The organism is Pseudomonas sp. TWR1-1-3, assembly GCF_049896805.1.
Taxonomy (GTDB): Bacteria; Pseudomonadota; Gammaproteobacteria; order Pseudomonadales; family Pseudomonadaceae; genus Aquipseudomonas; species Aquipseudomonas bubulae.
Genome location: NZ_JAFCUZ010000004.1, coordinates 351,809 through 368,077, shown reverse-complemented (window position 1 = coordinate 368,077; position 16,269 = coordinate 351,809). Strand labels below are relative to the sequence as shown.

14 protein-coding genes are annotated in these 16,269 nt (G+C 57.7%); 11 read left to right on the top strand and 3 right to left on the bottom strand.

What is annotated here, in order from left to right:
- The first annotated feature begins 19 nt into the window (after positions 1-19).
- Positions 20-370 carry a 50S ribosomal protein L19 gene (gene rplS, locus ACP7BE_RS17325; RefSeq protein WP_003440273.1) on the top strand — a complete coding sequence of 117 codons (351 nt, stop codon included), beginning with the start codon at positions 20-22 and terminating at the stop codon, positions 368-370.
- Positions 371-467: 97 nt separating this feature from the next.
- Positions 468-881: an acyl-CoA thioesterase gene (locus ACP7BE_RS17320; RefSeq protein WP_095001252.1), complete on the top strand. Its 414-nt coding sequence runs from the start codon at positions 468-470 to the stop codon at positions 879-881.
- 6 nt (positions 882-887) lie between these two features.
- Here the strand turns inward: ACP7BE_RS17320 and ACP7BE_RS17315 are convergent, their stop codons facing one another.
- Positions 888-2,684, bottom strand: a complete 1,797-nt coding sequence (locus ACP7BE_RS17315; RefSeq protein WP_095001253.1) for a cation:proton antiporter — start codon at positions 2,682-2,684, stop codon at positions 888-890.
- A 120-nt stretch (positions 2,685-2,804) separates the two neighbouring features.
- On the opposite strand from ACP7BE_RS17315, the gene xerD reads away from it, so the two are divergent.
- The 6 genes from xerD (at position 2,805) to ACP7BE_RS17285 (ending at position 10,279) form a co-directional block, all read left to right on the top strand.
- Complete coding sequence (gene xerD, locus ACP7BE_RS17310) at positions 2,805-3,701, top strand: site-specific tyrosine recombinase XerD (protein ID WP_426106646.1); 897 nt, start codon at positions 2,805-2,807, stop codon at positions 3,699-3,701.
- Between the two features lie 122 nt (positions 3,702-3,823).
- Positions 3,824-4,555 (top strand): DsbC family protein, encoded by a 732-nt coding sequence (locus ACP7BE_RS17305; RefSeq protein WP_095001255.1) that lies wholly within the window; start codon positions 3,824-3,826, stop codon positions 4,553-4,555.
- A 136-nt stretch (positions 4,556-4,691) separates the two neighbouring features.
- Positions 4,692-5,996 carry a homoserine dehydrogenase gene (locus ACP7BE_RS17300; RefSeq protein ID WP_016781922.1) on the top strand — a complete coding sequence of 435 codons (1,305 nt, stop codon included), beginning with the start codon at positions 4,692-4,694 and terminating at the stop codon, positions 5,994-5,996.
- A gap of 105 nt (positions 5,997-6,101) precedes the next feature.
- A complete protein-coding gene (gene thrC, locus ACP7BE_RS17295) occupies positions 6,102-7,511 on the top strand; it encodes a threonine synthase (RefSeq protein ID WP_095001256.1) in 1,410 nt (469 codons plus the stop codon).
- A 120-nt stretch (positions 7,512-7,631) separates the two neighbouring features.
- A complete protein-coding gene (locus tag ACP7BE_RS17290) occupies positions 7,632-9,728 on the top strand; it encodes a transporter substrate-binding domain-containing protein (protein ID WP_315265151.1) in 2,097 nt (698 codons plus the stop codon).
- Positions 9,729-9,859: 131 nt separating this feature from the next.
- Entirely contained in the window at positions 9,860-10,279 is a 420-nt protein-coding gene (locus tag ACP7BE_RS17285) for a response regulator (protein ID WP_218723014.1), read from the top strand.
- 164 nt (positions 10,280-10,443) lie between these two features.
- On the opposite strand, the gene ACP7BE_RS17280 is transcribed toward ACP7BE_RS17285, so the two are convergent.
- Positions 10,444-11,256: a TIGR02285 family protein gene (locus tag ACP7BE_RS17280; protein ID WP_426106642.1), complete on the bottom strand. Its 813-nt coding sequence runs from the start codon at positions 11,254-11,256 to the stop codon at positions 10,444-10,446.
- 43 nt (positions 11,257-11,299) lie between these two features.
- Positions 11,300-12,499, bottom strand: coding sequence for a CaiB/BaiF CoA transferase family protein (locus ACP7BE_RS17275; protein WP_095001260.1), 1,200 nt, complete (start codon positions 12,497-12,499; stop codon positions 11,300-11,302).
- A gap of 134 nt (positions 12,500-12,633) precedes the next feature.
- On the opposite strand from ACP7BE_RS17275, the gene ACP7BE_RS17270 reads away from it, so the two are divergent.
- The 3 genes from ACP7BE_RS17270 to ACP7BE_RS17260 all read left to right on the top strand — a co-directional run bounded on the left by ACP7BE_RS17270 (position 12,634) and on the right by ACP7BE_RS17260 (position 16,240).
- Positions 12,634-13,176 carry a YaeQ family protein gene (locus ACP7BE_RS17270; RefSeq protein ID WP_016781928.1) on the top strand — a complete coding sequence of 181 codons (543 nt, stop codon included), beginning with the start codon at positions 12,634-12,636 and terminating at the stop codon, positions 13,174-13,176.
- Positions 13,177-13,218: 42 nt separating this feature from the next.
- Complete coding sequence (recJ, locus tag ACP7BE_RS17265; RefSeq protein WP_095024899.1) at positions 13,219-14,928, top strand: single-stranded-DNA-specific exonuclease RecJ; 1,710 nt, start codon at positions 13,219-13,221, stop codon at positions 14,926-14,928.
- A gap of 205 nt (positions 14,929-15,133) precedes the next feature.
- Entirely contained in the window at positions 15,134-16,240 is a 1,107-nt protein-coding gene (locus ACP7BE_RS17260; RefSeq protein WP_095018195.1) for an NADH:flavin oxidoreductase/NADH oxidase, read from the top strand.
- Positions 16,241-16,269 lie beyond the last annotated feature (29 nt).

The window sequence follows — 16,269 nt, the reverse complement described above, 5'->3', positions numbered from 1 at the left end:
TCTACCTTAGGAGCACAGCATGACTAACAAAATCATCCTTGCACTCGAAGCAGAGCAGATGACTAAAGAGATCCCTCCTTTTGCCCCGGGCGACACCATTGTCGTTCAGGTGAAAGTGAAGGAAGGCGATCGTTCGCGTCTGCAAGCTTTCGAAGGTGTAGTGATTGCCAAGCGTAACCGTGGCGTGAACAGTGCTTTCACTGTTCGTAAAATCTCCAACGGTGTTGGCGTAGAGCGTACTTTCCAGACCTACAGCCCGCAAATCGACAGCATGGCTGTTAAGCGTCGCGGTGACGTGCGTAAAGCCAAGCTGTACTACCTGCGCGACCTGTCGGGTAAAGCAGCTCGCATCAAGGAAAAACTGGCTTAAGTCCAGCTTCCCGATGCAGAAAAAAGCAGCCTTCGGGCTGCTTTTTTGTTGCCTGAGATTTGTCAGACCTTTGTCCAGTTGTAGGTAGTAAGAAAGCATGACTTCGCGTGAGCAAGAGATTCAACGCCGTACCGACCTCTCCGTTACCCGTATTACCAAAGCGGTATTCCCCTCTACCACCAATCACCACAACACCCTGTTTGGCGGCACCGCGCTGGCGTGGATGGACGAAGTTTCGTTTATTGCCGCAACGCGTTTTTGTCGTCTGCCGTTGGTGACTGTGTCCACGGACCGTATTGATTTCAACCATCCGATCGCGGCTGGCTCCATCGTTGAGCTGGTGGGGCGTGTGGTTAAAGTTGGCAACACCAGCCTCAAGGTTGAGGTCGAGGTGTATGTCGAAAGCATGAGCTGCGATGGTCGCGAACTGGCGATCCAGGGCTTGTTCAGCTTCGTCGCCATCGATGATGACAAGCGCCCGGTACCGGTGTTGCCAGGGTTTGCCTCGTAACAGCTGCTACGGGTGCCTGATCAACGCCAGCAGCGTCCAGCCGGAGCCTGGTTTCAATTCACTGTCAGGTGTCACTACATGCACCCAGCCAGTGTTGTCGCGGGCGAAGAGCAGGGTGACGCGCTTGCCATGCAGGGCCAGGTAGTCCGCCCAGGTGAAGTTGTCGGTCAGTGTGGTGCTGTACAGCTCGGCTCCCTGGCTCAACTCACTGGCGAGCTGGCCGTAGGTCAGCGCCGGGTTGCCCAGGGCTTGACCGCGGTACTCGTGGCTGGCGCGATGCTTGTCAGTGCGACGAATTTCCTGGCCATTGGTCAGTGTAAACAAGCGCTGTAGCCCGAACTCGTGATGAAAGCGTGCCGCTGCCAGGGTATTCAACTCGCCAGAGGGTGACAATGCGAGCAAATGCCCCAGCCCCACCAGATCCAGGTGACTCTCGGCATGCTCTGAAGCCGGATTGCCAAAGTAAGTGGGCAAGTTGTCCATGCGCGCGGCGCGAATGTGTTCCCAGTTGGAATCGGTTAGCAGTACGCGGCTGCCCAGTTGCTGCAATGCCTTGCCAATAACCCGGGCCGGGCCATTGGCGCCAACGATCAAAAAGCCGCTGGGGGCCGGCTCCGCCACTTTGAGCAGGCGGGCCAGGGGCCGTGCCGTCGCGCTTTGCAGCACCACCGTACCGATGATCACTGCAAAGGTCAGGGGCACCAGTAGCAGCGCGCCGTCATGGCCTGCTTCGTCCAGGCGGATCGCAAAAATTGCTGAAACGGCTGCCGCGACGATCCCGCGTGGGGCGATCCAGGCGAGCAAGGCGCGTTCGCGCCAGTTCAGTTTTGAGCCAAAGGTCGAAATCACCACGTTCAGCGGCCGGGCGATAAATTGAATAATCAGCAGCAACACCAGCACCACAGGCCCCAGGCCGATCATGGCGTTCAAGTCCAGGCGCGCCGCCAGCAGGATAAACAGCCCCGAGATCAGGAAGATGCTCAGGTTTTCCTTGAAGTGCAGGATGTTGCGTACATCCACCCCCTTCATATTGGCCATCCACATGCCCATCAAGGTGACCGCCAGCAGTCCGGACTCATGCATCACCGTATTGGCGCCAATAAATACGCCCAGCACTGCTGCCAGCGTGGCCAGGCTGTGCAGGTACTCCGGCAGCCATTGGCGGCGTACGATCTGCCCCATGATCCAGCCACCTACAATGCCGAACAAGCTGCCGCATACAATCACCCCGGCAAAGGTCAGCAGGCTGTGGCTCAGGCCTTCGCCCGTGGCGCTGGCGATGATAAAGCTGTAGACCACCACCGCCAGCAGCGCGCCAATCGGGTCGATGACAATGCCTTCCCAGCGCAGGATATTGGCAATCGATGCCTTGGGCCGTACTACGCGCAGCATCGGCACAATCACCGTAGGCCCGGTGACCAGTGTCAGCGTGCCGAACAGCAAGGCCAGAAGCCAGTCAAAGCCCAGTAGCCAATGGGTCGCCAAGGTGATCACGGCCCAGGTCGAGAGCGCACCGATAGTTACCAGCCGATGGACCACAGTGCCGATTTCGCGCCACTCGGACAAATGCAGGGTCAGGCTGCCTTCAAACAGAATCAGCGCCACCGCCAGTGAGACCAGCGGCATCAGCAGCGGGCCGAACAATTCTTGCGGGTCCAGCCAGCCCAATACCGGGCCGACCAGGATCCCGCTCAACAGCAGAAACAGGATGGCCGGCAGCTTCAGTCGCCAGGCCAGCCACTGTGAGCCCAGGGCAGCGATGCCGATGCCGCCGAAAGACAGCAAAATCTGTTGTTCGGTCATAAGGTCATCCTGTGAAAACTTGGGGTTTATGGCATCCGCCAGCCATGAAAGACTAGCGCTCACTTTTGCAGTTCACTTTATATTTGTGCGCAGCCTCCGGCCTGTGCGTTTCGAGAGCCAATGCCCGCTATAGACGACCCACTTATCGACCGTTTTCTGGATACCCTGTGGCTGGAAAAAGGCCTGTCGGACAACACCCGCGGTGCTTATCGCAGTGACCTGGCCTTATTCAATGGCTGGTTGCAGGAGCGCGGTATCGCTGTGGCCAGCGCCGGGCGCGAGTTGATCCTCGATCACCTCGCCTGGCGCCTGGAGCAGGGCTACAAGCCTCGCTCGACTGCGCGCTTGCTCTCAGGTTTGCGTGGCTTCTATCGTTATCTGCTGCGAGAAAACCTGATTGCCGTCGACCCTACCTTGCAGGTCGATATGCCGCAGTTGGGCAGGCCATTACCCAAGTCCCTGTCAGAGGCAGACGTAGAAGCGCTGCTCGCCGCCCCTGATCTGAGTGAGGCTATCGGCCAGCGTGATCGGGCCATGCTTGAAGTACTGTATGCCTGTGGCCTGCGCGTAACCGAATTGATCAGCCTGACTCTGGAGCAGGTCAACCTGCGCCAGGGTGTTTTGCGCGTGATGGGCAAGGGCAGCAAGGAACGCCTGGTGCCGATGGGGGAGGAGGCCATCGTCCGGGTCGAGCGCTACATGCGCGATGCCCGGCATGAGCTGCTGGGCGGTCGCCCCAGTGATGTGCTGTTTCCCAGTCAGCGCGGTGAACAGATGACCCGCCAGACCTTCTGGCATCGCATCAAGCATCAAGCCAGGGTGGCCGGGATCGACAAGTCGCTGTCGCCACATACCTTGCGCCATGCCTTCGCCACCCATTTGCTCAATCACGGCGCCGATTTGCGTGTGGTGCAAATGCTGTTGGGGCACAGCGACCTCTCGACGACACAGATTTACACCCATGTTGCCCGTGCCCGACTGCAGGACCTGCATGCCCTCCATCACCCGCGTGGCTAGTCGGAGTCGGTCATGCAGGCCATCTGTGGTAGGCTTTGCCGGTTTAGAAAGCGCGCCGCCCAAACCCGTTGTTTCAGGACGGGTATCGGGGTTGGCAGCTTTGCCCGTCTTCAGGAGTTCCCATGCGTGTGATCCAGATTTTCGCCGCCGCAGCCATTGCGTTGGTCAGCACCTTCTCGTTCGCCGACACCGGCGCCGAACAAGCAATCCGCAAGAGCCTCGAAACCCTGCAACTGGATGTGCCGGTCGAGAGCATCAGTGCCAGCCCCATGGCCGGCCTGTATGAAGTCAAGCTCAAGGGCAGCCGCGTGCTGTATGCCAGTGCCGATGGCCAGTTCATCGTTCAGGGCTATATGTTCCAGCTCAAGGACGGCAAGCCGGTGAACCTGACCGAGCAGGCCGAACGTGTTGGCGTGGCCAAGTTGATTAATGGCATTCCGGTGGCAGAGACCGTCGTTTACCCTGCCATCGGCGAAACCAAGTCCCATATCACGGTATTTACCGACACCACTTGCCCGTATTGCCACAAATTGCATGCCGAAGTCCCGCAACTGAACAAGATGGGGATTGAAGTGCGCTATGTTGCGTTCCCGCGTCAGGGCCTCGGCTCACCGGGTGACCAGCAGCTGCAGGCGGTGTGGTGTTCCAAGGACAAAAAAACGGCGATGGACAAGATGACTGATGGTAAAACCGTCGAGGCGCCAAAATGCGCCAATCCGGTTGCCAAGCAGTTCGCCATGGGCCAGTCCATCGGCGTCAATGGCACGCCAGCCATCGTTTTGGCTGACGGTCAGGTGATTCCGGGTTATCAGCCTGCTGCGCAGGTTGGCAAGCTGGCACTCAGTGTTAAATAATCCAGTGTCGTCACGATAAGCCTGTGACGATCATGGCGGGGCAGTTAAGTTGCCCGGCCATTAATAGAGAACCGTGGCAATCCACGGTTGTTTTTCACGGCCGACCTTGAGTCGGCCGTTTTATGGGGAGTTCAGCGTGAATCCGGTCAAAGTAGGTATCTGTGGGCTCGGGACCGTCGGTGGCGGCACCTTCAACGTACTAAAGCGTAACGCCGAGGAGATTGCCCGCCGTGCCGGGCGTGGTATCCAGGTTGCGCAAATTGCAATGCGTACGCCAAACCCTCAGTGCGACATTACCGGTACCCCCATTACCAACGATGTATTCGCTGTTGCGACCAACCCTGAAATCGACATTGTTATCGAGCTGATTGGTGGTTACACCATCGCCCGTGAACTGGTGCTCAAGGCCATCGAAAACGGCAAGCATGTCGTGACCGCGAACAAGGCGCTGATTGCCGTTCACGGTAATGAAATCTTCGCCAAAGCCCAGGAAAAGGGCGTGATCGTGGCGTTCGAAGCGGCCGTTGCAGGCGGTATCCCGGTGATCAAGGCGATCCGTGAAGGTCTCTCGGCCAATCGTATCAACTGGGTGGCGGGCATCATCAACGGTACCGGTAACTTCATCCTCACCGAAATGCGCGAAAAAGGCCGTACGTTCGAAGACGTGCTGGCTGAAGCACAAGCGCTGGGTTATGCCGAGGCAGACCCGACGTTTGACGTTGAAGGTATCGATGCGGCGCACAAACTGACCATTCTGGCGTCGATTGCTTTCGGTATCCCGTTGCAGTTCGACAAGGCCTACACCGAAGGCATTACCAAACTGACAACCGCTGATGTGAATTACGCAGAGGCGCTGGGTTATCGCATCAAGCATCTGGGTGTTGCACGCAGCACGGCCAACGGCATCGAGTTGCGGGTTCACCCGACGCTGATTCCGGCTGACCGCCTGATCGCCAACGTCAACGGCGTAATGAACGCAGTCATGGTCAACGGTGACGCTGCCGGTTCGACCCTGTTCTATGGTGCTGGCGCCGGTATGGAACCAACGGCTTCGTCCGTGGTTGCCGACCTGGTAGACGTGGTGCGTGCCATGACCAGCGACCCGGAAAACCGCGTACCGCACCTGGCCTTCCAGCCGGATCTGCTCTCCGACCATCCGATCCTGCCGATCGAAGCGTGCGAAAGCGCCTACTACCTGCGCATCCAGGCCAAAGATCACCCGGGCGTATTGGCCCAGGTAGCGAGCATCTTGTCCGAGCGCGGCATCAACATCGAATCGATCATGCAGAAAGAAGTCGAAGAGCATGACGGCCTGGTGCCAATGATCCTGTTGACCCATCGGGTAATTGAACAGCACATCAACGATGCCATTGCCGCGCTTGAAGCATTGCAGGGCGTTGTGGGTCCGGTCGTTCGCATCCGCGTTGAGCATCTTAATTAATTAAGAGCGGCAAGCGGCAGCGGCAAGCGGCAAGCAAGAGCACATCGGCTTTTACTTGTTGCCTGGCGCTAAACCGCTTGGCGCTCAAACCGAAGGTTTGAACCCATGCGCTATATCAGTACCCGTGGCCAGGCACCGGCCCTGAATTTTGAAGATGTGTTGCTGGCCGGTCTGGCCAGTGATGGCGGTTTGTATGTACCGGAAAACCTGCCGCGCTTTACCCAGGAAGAAATCGCTTCCTGGGCCGGTTTGCCTTACCACGAACTGGCCTTTCGGGTTATGCGCCCGTTCGTGACCGGCAGCATTCCGGACGCAGACTTCAAAAAGATTCTCGAAGAAACCTACGGCGCGTTTTCCCACGCAGCTGTAGCGCCACTGCGTCAGCTAAATGGCAATGAATGGGTACTTGAGCTGTTCCACGGTCCGACCCTGGCGTTCAAGGACTTTGCCCTGCAACTGCTCGGCCGCTTGCTCGACTACGTGCTGGCCAAGCGTGGCGAGCGTGTGGTGATTGTCGGCGCCACTTCCGGGGATACCGGTTCGGCGGCGATCGAAGGCTGCAAGCATTGCGAAAACGTCGACATCTTTATCCTGCACCCCAACAACCGGGTATCGGAAGTCCAGCGTCGGCAGATGACCACGCTGTTCGGTGACAACATTCATAACATCGCCATCGAAGGCAACTTCGATGACTGCCAGGAAATGGTCAAGGCCAGCTTCGCCGACCAGGGTTTCCTCAAGGGTACACGCCTGGTCGCCGTAAACTCGATCAACTGGGCGCGGATCATGGCCCAGATCGTTTACTACTTCCATGCCTCCCTGCAACTGGGCGGGCCACACCGTTCCGTGTCGTTCTCGGTGCCTACCGGCAACTTCGGCGACATCTTTGCGGGCTACCTGGCACGCAACATGGGCCTGCCGATCAACCAACTGATCGTTGCCACCAACCGCAACGACATCCTGCACCGCTTCATGAGCGGCAATCAGTACGCCAAGGACACCTTGCACGCGACTCTGTCGCCGTCGATGGACATCATGGTGTCGTCGAACTTCGAGCGCTTGCTGTTCGACCTTCATGGTCGCAATGGCGCAGCCGTTGCCGGTCTGATGGATACCTTCAAGCAAACCGGTAATTTCAGCGTTGATGAAGATCGCTGGACCGAAGCGCGTCGTCTGTTTGATTCGCTGGCGGTTGATGATGAGCAAACCTGCGAAACCATCGCTCAGGTATTTGTCGAAAGCGGCGAAGTGCTCGATCCGCACACCGCTATCGGCGTGCGTGCGGCCCGTGAATGCCGTCGCAGTCTGGATATCCCGATGGTCATTCTGGGCACGGCACATCCGGTCAAGTTCCCTGAAGCGGTTGAAAAAGCCGGCATAGGAAAAGCGCTCGAACTGCCGTCTCACCTTTCTGACTTGTTTGAGCGAGAGGAGCGTTACACCGTACTGGCTAATGACCTCAAGGCTGTCCAGGGCTTTGTCAGCCAGCATGGCAACCGTGGCAAGCCGCTTTAACGGCATTCGTCTTACGTAATTTGAAGCCCGTCATCTGACGGGCTTTTTTATTGGTGCATGGCAAACTTGCCAGGTCTTCGCCCCTTCTGTGCTGGCGAATACCCGGTCAAGGATGCTGTCATGTCACGTATTCACCAGACATTTGAATCATGGATGCGCATAGTGCTGGGCATGGCCTTGTTGAGCCTGGCCCTGCCGGTGATTGGCGCTTCCGGAACGCCTTTCAGGCTCGCAACACGCTTTGTCGATATCCAGCCTCTGCAACTGGATGCCCCGGAGCGGCAATGGCTGGCCAATCATGGAACGCTACGGGTTGGTATCGCCATCGGTGATTACGAACCGGTCGACATCACCGACGACCGCAATAACTATCAGGGCATCAGCGCAGATTACCTGAGCATCGTTCGAGACACGTTGGGCGTGCCTGTTGATGTCCTGGGCTACAGGCGTCGTGATCAGGCCGTTGCAGAGCTGCTGGCCGGCAATATCGATATTCTGGCCAGCGCCAGCGGGTTTGAGCGAGGGATTGAAGGTGTAGCTTTTTCCCGGGAGTACATGACTGATCGACTGGTTATCGTTTGTCGCTCATGTGAGGAAGAGCCGGTCAAAAACTGGGTCGGGAAAAAAATCGGCTTTATGGAGGGCTACGTCGATATTCATACCGCCCAGGCGTTTTACCCTGACAGTGAAATCACCACCATCAGTGACCTGCATAATGCAATGGACGCGCTGGTTGAGGGGGATATCGACGGGTTTATCGGCAATGAACTTATCGTGCAGTCATTCAAAAGTGTCCGGCCTCATTCGGGGGTGCGCATTATCGGTGATAGCGCCTTGCCATCCTCCGGTTTTGCATTTGCTACACGCCTCTCTGACCCCGAACTTGGGTTGCTGATCAACCGCGCGCTGGGCAGCCTTGATGACAATACATCGCGCATGGTGCTTTCACGCTGGATCATCGGGCTTGAAGGGCACGCTGTTCAATCGCATATCAACCTGCTGCCTGGCGAGCTTGAGTGGATCCAGCGCAATCCGGTTGTAGCCCTGGCGACCCAGCAGTTCCCCTTGTACGCATTCAAGACCGGGGACGGTCGTTGGGTAGGGCTGAGTGTGGATATTCTGGCGCGAATTTCTCGCATGACCGGGCTGCAGTTTGTACATAAAGAAGCGTTTTCAACGGTACAAATCCTCGACATGCTCAAAAGTGGCGAGGCACTGATGAACTCAAGCCTCTCCAGAAGTCGTGAGCGCAAAGCTTTTTTGAACTTCACCTATTCCTACGGTGGGGCACCCTGGGTGTTTGTTGTACGAGTCAATGATTCCCGGCTGGGTTCATTGGACGAACTGGCCGGCAAGGTTCTGGCGCTTCCAGCCAGGCATGCCCTCGAAGACTTGATTCGACGTGAATACCCCGCAATCACCTTGCATCTGGTTGATACCTACGCCCAGGCACGTCACGCGGTCGCCAATGGCGAGGCAGATGCGACGATACAAACAGAGACACAGGCTCATCTTTACCCACCGGGGCGCCTCAAGGTCGGACGCAGTGTTGACGGGCAATGGGCTGCCGCCAGCTTTTCGGTCCCTGTTCTATACCCGGAGCTTTTCAGCATCATGAACAAGGCGTTGGAAGCCATGCCCATGGCCGAGATTCGGGCGCTGAGAACCAAGTGGCTGGGGGGGGTGGGCAAACCGCTGATCATCGAGAGTGGCCTGTATCACTCAGCCCGTCTTTATTGGGCGATAGCGGTCTTGATTGCGGCCGGGCTTATGTTGTTTGTGTACAACTGGTTTCTGCGCAGGCAACTGATTATTGCGCGTCAATCCGAGAAAACCCTGAATGAGCAGTTGGGGCTCAGTCACCGCTTTCTGGATGGCATTCCCAGCCCGATTTTCGTGGTTGGCCTGGAGGGAGAGCTGATTACCTGCAATCAAAGCTATGAGCAGCGTTTATCAGTCCAGTTGGGACGGATTCGCGGGTTGAAGGTGACTGATGTTGATTTGTTTTCGAAGGAGCTGGCCGAGAAGCTCCAGCGGGAAATAATGCGCATGATTCAAAGCCGCAAACCCTGTTACCAAAAACGTTGGGTGGAGTTTAAGTCCGGAGGCATGGAAATCTATCAGTGGGTTGTTCCGTTTTATTCAGAGACTGGGCGTCTGGAGGGGCTGGTAGGAGGATGGTTCGACAAATCTGAAGCCAAAAAGTGGGATCAGTAAGCTGGTTTGATCCAGTAAATGAAAGGCGTTGTGGATTCCTAGGGTATTTACAGATATGTCCTATGTGTATTGAGTGTTGAGCCCACTAAGGTTTACCTCCTCTGTAGCGCTAGGTTTATACCTGAAGGCCCATGATGCGATCTTTGAAAGTATTGATTCTTGAAGACAACCCGTTTCAATTAATGGTGTTGCATCAGATGTTGAACGCCTTCCGTATTTTTGACGTGTTGACGGCCGAAAGCGTTGATTGCGCCCGCGATTCCTTGCTCAGGCGCGGTGCCATAGACGTGGCCATTTGTGATTTGTATATGGAAGGGGCGTCAGGGCAGGAGCTGATCAGCGAGTTGGCCCTTGAACGCAAAGCTGCAGCGTTGATCATTTTGAGTGCTGCTGCACCTCCGGTGGTCGAGAGGGCGGCCAGAGTGGCCCGCAGTCAAGGTCTCAGGGTGCTGGGGTGTCTGTCAAAACCCGTGACCATAGGGGCGCTGGGGCAATTGTTGGGTGCCTTCGAGCTACAGCAGATAAGTGCTGATGGCGCGAATGCAGATTAATTGCCAGTAACGGGGGAACTTCCAGCAGGTTTGGTTTGTCAGATTTTTCATCAGCAGGAGCAAGTTTATTGCTCCGATACTTGTAGCCTGTTGAGCGGGTTATCATGACCCTGTTAAACCCCGAGCAGCCTCCCCACTGCTCGGGGTTTTTTTATGCGTACGTGTCATTGCTCATCCAGGTAAGACAGGGATGGCGAGCCCAATGTGGTGAGTATCGAATTGACCCTGCTAATGACCTCACGTCCTTGCGCAGTGTCCGAGCAGCCAACGTAAATCGACTGATATTCCGGGGCGCCCTGGATCGGATAAAACAGCAGTTCGTCGGATGACAAACCTTGCTGACTGGCCTTGGCCTGGATTTCTGGCCAGTAGCCCAATAGCGTCGGCATACGGCCTGCATGTTGCATTTGCAGCAGGCTGCCCAACGGATCGTTACCGTAATGCATGACAATCTGGCCTGGCGGGCTCAGCTTCAGCTGGCTATCAATCAATACTCCGTAGCTGCGTTTGGCAATGACTCCAAGCTTGAGGGTTTGCGCCTTGAGCACCCCCGGCAGGTCTACCTTGTCGTCATGGACAAAGGGTTCGATCAAATGCTGATTCTCACGCAGTATGGCCATGCCATTGCTGTGCATGATCGCAACGGGCTCGGAGTAAACGATCGAGAGGGCGCGGGCGGGATTCCAGATCAGCGCCGGATCGCAGGTCAGCGAGGGCTCTTCAAGCATCTGCAGGGCCCGAGCCCGGTTAACCCGCATTATCACGTGTTGGTATTGCGGCATGCCTGCGATCAGGGCTGGCATCACCTGGTCGACTATCCCCTTACCTTTTTGCGGGCCATGAAACACCGTTAACGGTGGCAGGTCGCGCAACAACCAGATGAGTGTGGGTGCTGCCTGACTGCCAGGGGCCCAGGCCAGAAACAATGCGGTGATCAGGCCTGCCCAAAGTCTTCGCAAGGTCGAACGCTGGGTCATGCTGCTGATCTCCTTGGGTGGCCACTAGAAATGGGCAACACGCCTAGATGGCGCCCGCTTGCTTGAGGTTGGCGATTGCTGCAGCGTCGTAACCCAGGTCGTTCAACACCTCGATGTTATGTGCACCCAGTTCGGGGCCCACCCAATCTGCCGTGCCCGGAGTATCGGAGAGCCTTGGCACGATACCGGGCATCTTGAAGTCTTTACCGTCAGGCAGTTTGGCCTGCAGGAACATTTCACGGGCCAGAAACTGTGGATCGCTGAACATGTCTTCTGCCGAGAAAATACGGCTGGCCGGCACCTGCGCTGCGCCCAGTTGTTCAAGTACCGTGGCCAGCGGCAGCGAGCCGACCCAGCGGTCAATCACGCCATACAGTTCGTCACGGCGTGCGTCACGACCATCGTTGTGTGCAAGCTCCGGGTCGTTGGCCAGATCGTCGCGCCCGATAATCTGCATAAAGCGCTTGAAAATGGCGTCGCCATTGGCGCCGATCTGTACGTGCTTGCCGTCCAGGCTGGTATGGATGGAAGAGGGCGTAATTCCCGGCATGATATTGCCGGTACGTTCACGGATGAAACCGAACACATCGAACTCGGGCACCATGCTTTCCATCATGGCAAAAATCGCTTCGTAGAGCGCCACGTCTACCACCTGGCCCTGGCCGCCGTTGACCTCGCGATGACGCAAAGCCATAAGGGCACCGATCACACCCCACAGCGCGGCAATCGAGTCGCCAATCGAGATGCCTGTGCGCACTGGCGGACGATCTTCGAAACCGGTGATATAACGCAGCCCGCCCATGGATTCGCCGACCGCACCAAACCCCGGCTGATCTTTCATCGGGCCGGTCTGGCCAAAGCCGGACAGGCGCACCATCACCAGCTTGGGGTTCAGTGCATGCAGCACATCCCAACCCAGTCCGAGTTTCTCCAGAACCCCGGGGCGAAAGTTTTCGATCAGAATATCGGCGTCTGTCAGCAGCTCCTTGAGAATGCTCAGACCGTCGGGGTGTTTTAGATTCAGGGTCAGGGATTTTTTGTTGCGCGCCTGGACGAACCACCATAGCGATGTGCCTTCATACAGCTTGCGCCATTTTCGCAGCGGGTCGCCGCCGTCAGGGGATTCGACCTTGATCACCTGGGCGCCAAACTCGGCGCAAATGCGCGATGCAAATGGCCCGGCGATCAGGGTACCCAATTCAACAACTTTAAGGCCTGAAAGGGGTTTGGTGGCGAGCGGCATGTGGAATCCTTGTCCAAGGGCGAGCGAGTACAGCCTTTTAACATAGCTGGCGGCTGGCAAGAAGCTGGCCGATTCGTTCAATCACGGTGTATCGGTTAGACTTGTCGCCTTTCTCCGTATCAAGAAGCCCGTTCATGGCACAGCCGTCCACGACCTACAAGTTTGAACTCAACCTTACCGATCTCGATCGCGGGGTCTATGAAAGCGTCAAGCAGACCATCGCCCGCCACCCTTCGGAGACCGAAGAACGCATGACTGTGCGCCTTCTGGCCTACGCTTTTTGGTACAACGAGCAGCTGTCTTTTGGTCGAGGCCTGTCAGATGTAGACGAACCGGCCCTGTGGGAAAAAAGCCTGGATGACCGTGTTCTGCACTGGATCGAAGTCGGACAGCCCGATGCCGACCGTCTGACCTGGTGCTCGCGCCGTACCGAGCGCACCAGCCTGCTGGCGTATGGCAGCTTGCGTGTGTGGGAAGGGAAGGTGATTCCTGCAATCAAGAACCTGAAGAACGTCAATATCGCAGCCGTTCCGCAAGAGATTCTTGAGGTGCTGGCCAAAGATATGCCACGGGTTATCAAGTGGGACGTGATGATCAGCGAGGGTACGATTTTCGTTACAGATGATCGCGGCCAGCACGAAGTGCAACTGCAGTGGCTGCAAGGCGAACGCGGCTAAGTTACAACACTTTTTCTACGCTCAGAGACTCTTCACCTGCTTATGCGCATCGAACCTCGTCCACTGCCTGAAACCCTGCCTTTTCTGGGCGAAATGCCAACCCTGCTGACCCGTCTTTACGCTGCTCGGGGTGTGCAGTCGCAAGCAGAACTGGACAAGAGCCTGGCGCGGCTGATTCCGTATCAGCAGCTCAAGGGCATCGATGCTGCGGTGGACTTGCTGGTGGTCGCGCTTGAGCAGCGCCAGCGCATCCTGATCGTCGGCGACTTTGACGCCGACGGCGCCACAGCCAGCACCGTGGGCATGCTCGGTCTTCGCCTGCTGGGGGCGGCCCATGTCGATTACCTGGTGCCTAACCGCTTCGAATATGGTTACGGCCTGACCCCGGAAATCGTCGAAGTTGCGCTGACCCGCACGCCGCACTTGTTGATCACGGTTGATAACGGAATCTCCAGTATCGAAGGTGTGGCCGCAGCCAAAAAAGCTGGTTTGAGCGTGCTGGTTACCGACCACCACTTGCCGGGCAGCGAGTTGCCGGCCGCGGATGCCATCGTCAACCCCAACCAGCCCGGCTGCGAGTTCCCGAGCAAGGCGCTGGCGGGGGTAGGGGTGATCTTCTATGTGCTGATCGCCTTGCGGGCGCGCTTGAACAGCCTGGGCTGGTACCAGGACAGCAAGGCGCCGAATATCGCCGAGTTGCTGGATCTGGTGGCGCTGGGCAGCGTCGCGGACGTGGTGCCGCTGGATGCGAACAACCGCATCCTGGTACACCAGGGGCTTGAGCGCATCCGTGCCGGGCGTGCCCGGCCCGGGCTCAAGGCTATTCTGGAAGTGGCCAAGCGTGACCATTCGAAAATTACCTCCACCGACCTGGGTTTTATCCTCGGGCCGCGCCTGAATGCCGCCGGGCGCCTGGACGACATGAGCCTGGGTATCGAATGCCTGCTCACCGATGACGCCAATGCCGCACGGGAAATGGCTGCGCAACTGGACGAAATGAACCAGGACCGTAAATCCATCGAGCAGGGCATGCAACGTGAAGCGCTGGCCCAGCTCAAGGATCTGACCATCGACAGCATGCCGTTTGGCCTGTGCCTGTTCGACCCCGAGTGGCACCAGGGAGTGATCGGAATTCTGGCTTCGCGGCTCAAGGAGCGTTACTTCCGCCCGACTTTTGCCTTTGCCGATGCCGGGGATGGCATGCTCAAGGGCTCCGGCCGATCGGTGCCGGGCTTTCATATTCGTGATGCACTGAGTGTGGTGGCTGCACAGCATCCGGACTTGATCAGCAAATACGGTGGCCATGCCATGGCGGCTGGCCTGACTTTGCCTGAGGCTAACTTCCCGCTTTTCTGTGAGGCCTTTGATGCTGAAGTGCGGCGTCAATTGCGTGAAGAAGACCTGACCGGGCGCATGCTGTCTGACGGCAGCCTGGCAGTGGAAGAGTTTCACCTGGAGCTGGCGCGTGCCCTGCGCAATGCCGGGCCATGGGGGCAGCACTTTCCCGAACCGCTGTTCCACGGGGTATTCCAGTTGGTGGAGCAACGCATCGTGGGGGAGCGGCATTTGAAAGTCGTGCTCAAGACCGAATGCGGCAGCGTAAAGCTCGACGGCATTGCTTTCGGGATCGATCGCGAAGTGTGGCCGAACCCGACCATTCGCTGGGTGGAACTGGCCTACAAGCTTGACCTCAACGAATTTCGCGGCAACGAAACCGTACAGTTGATGATTGCCCATATCGAGCCGCGCTAATCCGCCAATCCCCTGTGGGAGCGGGCTTGCTCGCGATGCTATCACCGCGGTTGGCCTGACAGGCCGCGGTGCCCGCATCCCGAGCAAGCCCGCTCCCACCAAAACCACCACGTCCCGTTGCGATATGAACTCCCCCTCATCCAGTGTTGTCGACTAGGCTCTTCAGAAGTACTTGGAGCCTGCCCACTGGAATTAGAGGTGACCCATGAGTCTGCTGCTCGAACCCTATACCCTGCGCCAACTGACCCTTCTTAACCGCATTGCGGTCTCGCCAATGTGCCAGTACTCCAGCGTCGATGGGCTGGCAAATGACTGGCACCTGGTCCACCTGGGCAGCCGTGCCGTTGGCGGCGCCGGGCTGATTTTTACCGAAGCCACTGCCGTCACCCCCGAAGGCCGTATCACTGCCCAGGATCTGGGCCTGTGGAACGACGAGCAGATTGAACCCCTGCAACGCATCACCCGCTTTATTCGCTCCCAGGGCGCTGTAGCCGGCATCCAGCTGGCCCATGCCGGGCGTAAGGCCAGCACCCACCGCCCCTGGTTGGGCAAGCATGGCAGCGTCAAGGTGGAGGAGGGCGGCTGGGTGCCTGTCGGGCCGTCACCCATTGCCTTCGACCCACAGCACACTGCGCCAGTGCAACTGGACGAGATCCAGATCAATGAGGTTATCCAGGCGTTCGTGGCTGCCGCCAAGCGAGCGCTGGAGGCTGGCTTCTCGGTGGTTGAAGTACATGCTGCTCATGGTTACTTGTTGCATCAATTTCTTTCACCGTTGAGCAACCAGCGACGTGACCAATACGGCGGTTCGTTCGAGAATCGCATCCGTCTGGTGTTGGAAGTCACCGAGGCCGTGCGCGGTGTATGGCCGCAGGAGCTACCGCTGTTTGTGCGGGTCTCGGCCACCGACTGGGTGGAAGACGGCTGGAACCCTGACGAAACCGTCGAACTGGCACGACGCCTCAAGGCATTGGGCGTGGACCTGATCGACGTGTCTTCGGGCGGTACCGCAGCCAATGCCGAGATTCCGGTGGGGCCTGGCTACCAGACCCGTTTTGCCGAGCGCGTGCGCAAGGAGGCCTGCATTGCCACCGGTACGGTGGGCATGATCACCGAACCGGCCCAGGCCGAGCATATTTTGCGTACCGGGCAGGCCAACCTGATCCTGCTGGCGCGTGAACTGTTGCGTGACCCGTATTGGCCGTTGCATGCAGACGATGACCTGGGCGGTAAAAAGGCCATCTGGCCAGCCCAGTACCAGCGCGCGACCCATCGCGACCAACCGATTCATGAGTCCGACCTGCGCGACTGATAGCCAGTGCTCTTTACGATAAACCTGCC

Bases quoted from the DNA above. Each gene is read 5' to 3' on its own strand.
- ACP7BE_RS17305 (WP_095001255.1), top strand. From the start codon at position 3,824: ATGCGTGTGATCCAGATTTTCGCCGCCGCAGCCATTGCGTTGGTCAGC.
- thrC (WP_095001256.1), top strand. From the start codon at position 6,102: ATGCGCTATATCAGTACCCGTGGCCAGGCACCGGCCCTGAATTTTGAA.
- ACP7BE_RS17290 (WP_315265151.1), top strand. From the start codon at position 7,632: ATGTCACGTATTCACCAGACATTTGAATCATGGATGCGCATAGTGCTG.
- ACP7BE_RS17285 (WP_218723014.1), top strand. From the start codon at position 9,860: ATGATGCGATCTTTGAAAGTATTGATTCTTGAAGACAACCCGTTTCAA.
- ACP7BE_RS17270 (WP_016781928.1), top strand. From the start codon at position 12,634: ATGGCACAGCCGTCCACGACCTACAAGTTTGAACTCAACCTTACCGAT.
- ACP7BE_RS17280 (WP_426106642.1), bottom strand. From the start codon at position 11,256: ATGACCCAGCGTTCGACCTTGCGAAGACTTTGGGCAGGCCTGATCACC.
- recJ (WP_095024899.1), top strand. From the start codon at position 13,219: ATGCGCATCGAACCTCGTCCACTGCCTGAAACCCTGCCTTTTCTGGGC.
- xerD (WP_426106646.1), top strand. From the start codon at position 2,805: ATGCCCGCTATAGACGACCCACTTATCGACCGTTTTCTGGATACCCTG.
- ACP7BE_RS17260 (WP_095018195.1), top strand. From the start codon at position 15,134: ATGAGTCTGCTGCTCGAACCCTATACCCTGCGCCAACTGACCCTTCTT.
- ACP7BE_RS17275 (WP_095001260.1), bottom strand. From the start codon at position 12,499: ATGCCGCTCGCCACCAAACCCCTTTCAGGCCTTAAAGTTGTTGAATTG.
- ACP7BE_RS17315 (WP_095001253.1), bottom strand. From the start codon at position 2,684: ATGACCGAACAACAGATTTTGCTGTCTTTCGGCGGCATCGGCATCGCT.
- rplS (WP_003440273.1), top strand. From the start codon at position 20: ATGACTAACAAAATCATCCTTGCACTCGAAGCAGAGCAGATGACTAAA.
- ACP7BE_RS17320 (WP_095001252.1), top strand. From the start codon at position 468: ATGACTTCGCGTGAGCAAGAGATTCAACGCCGTACCGACCTCTCCGTT.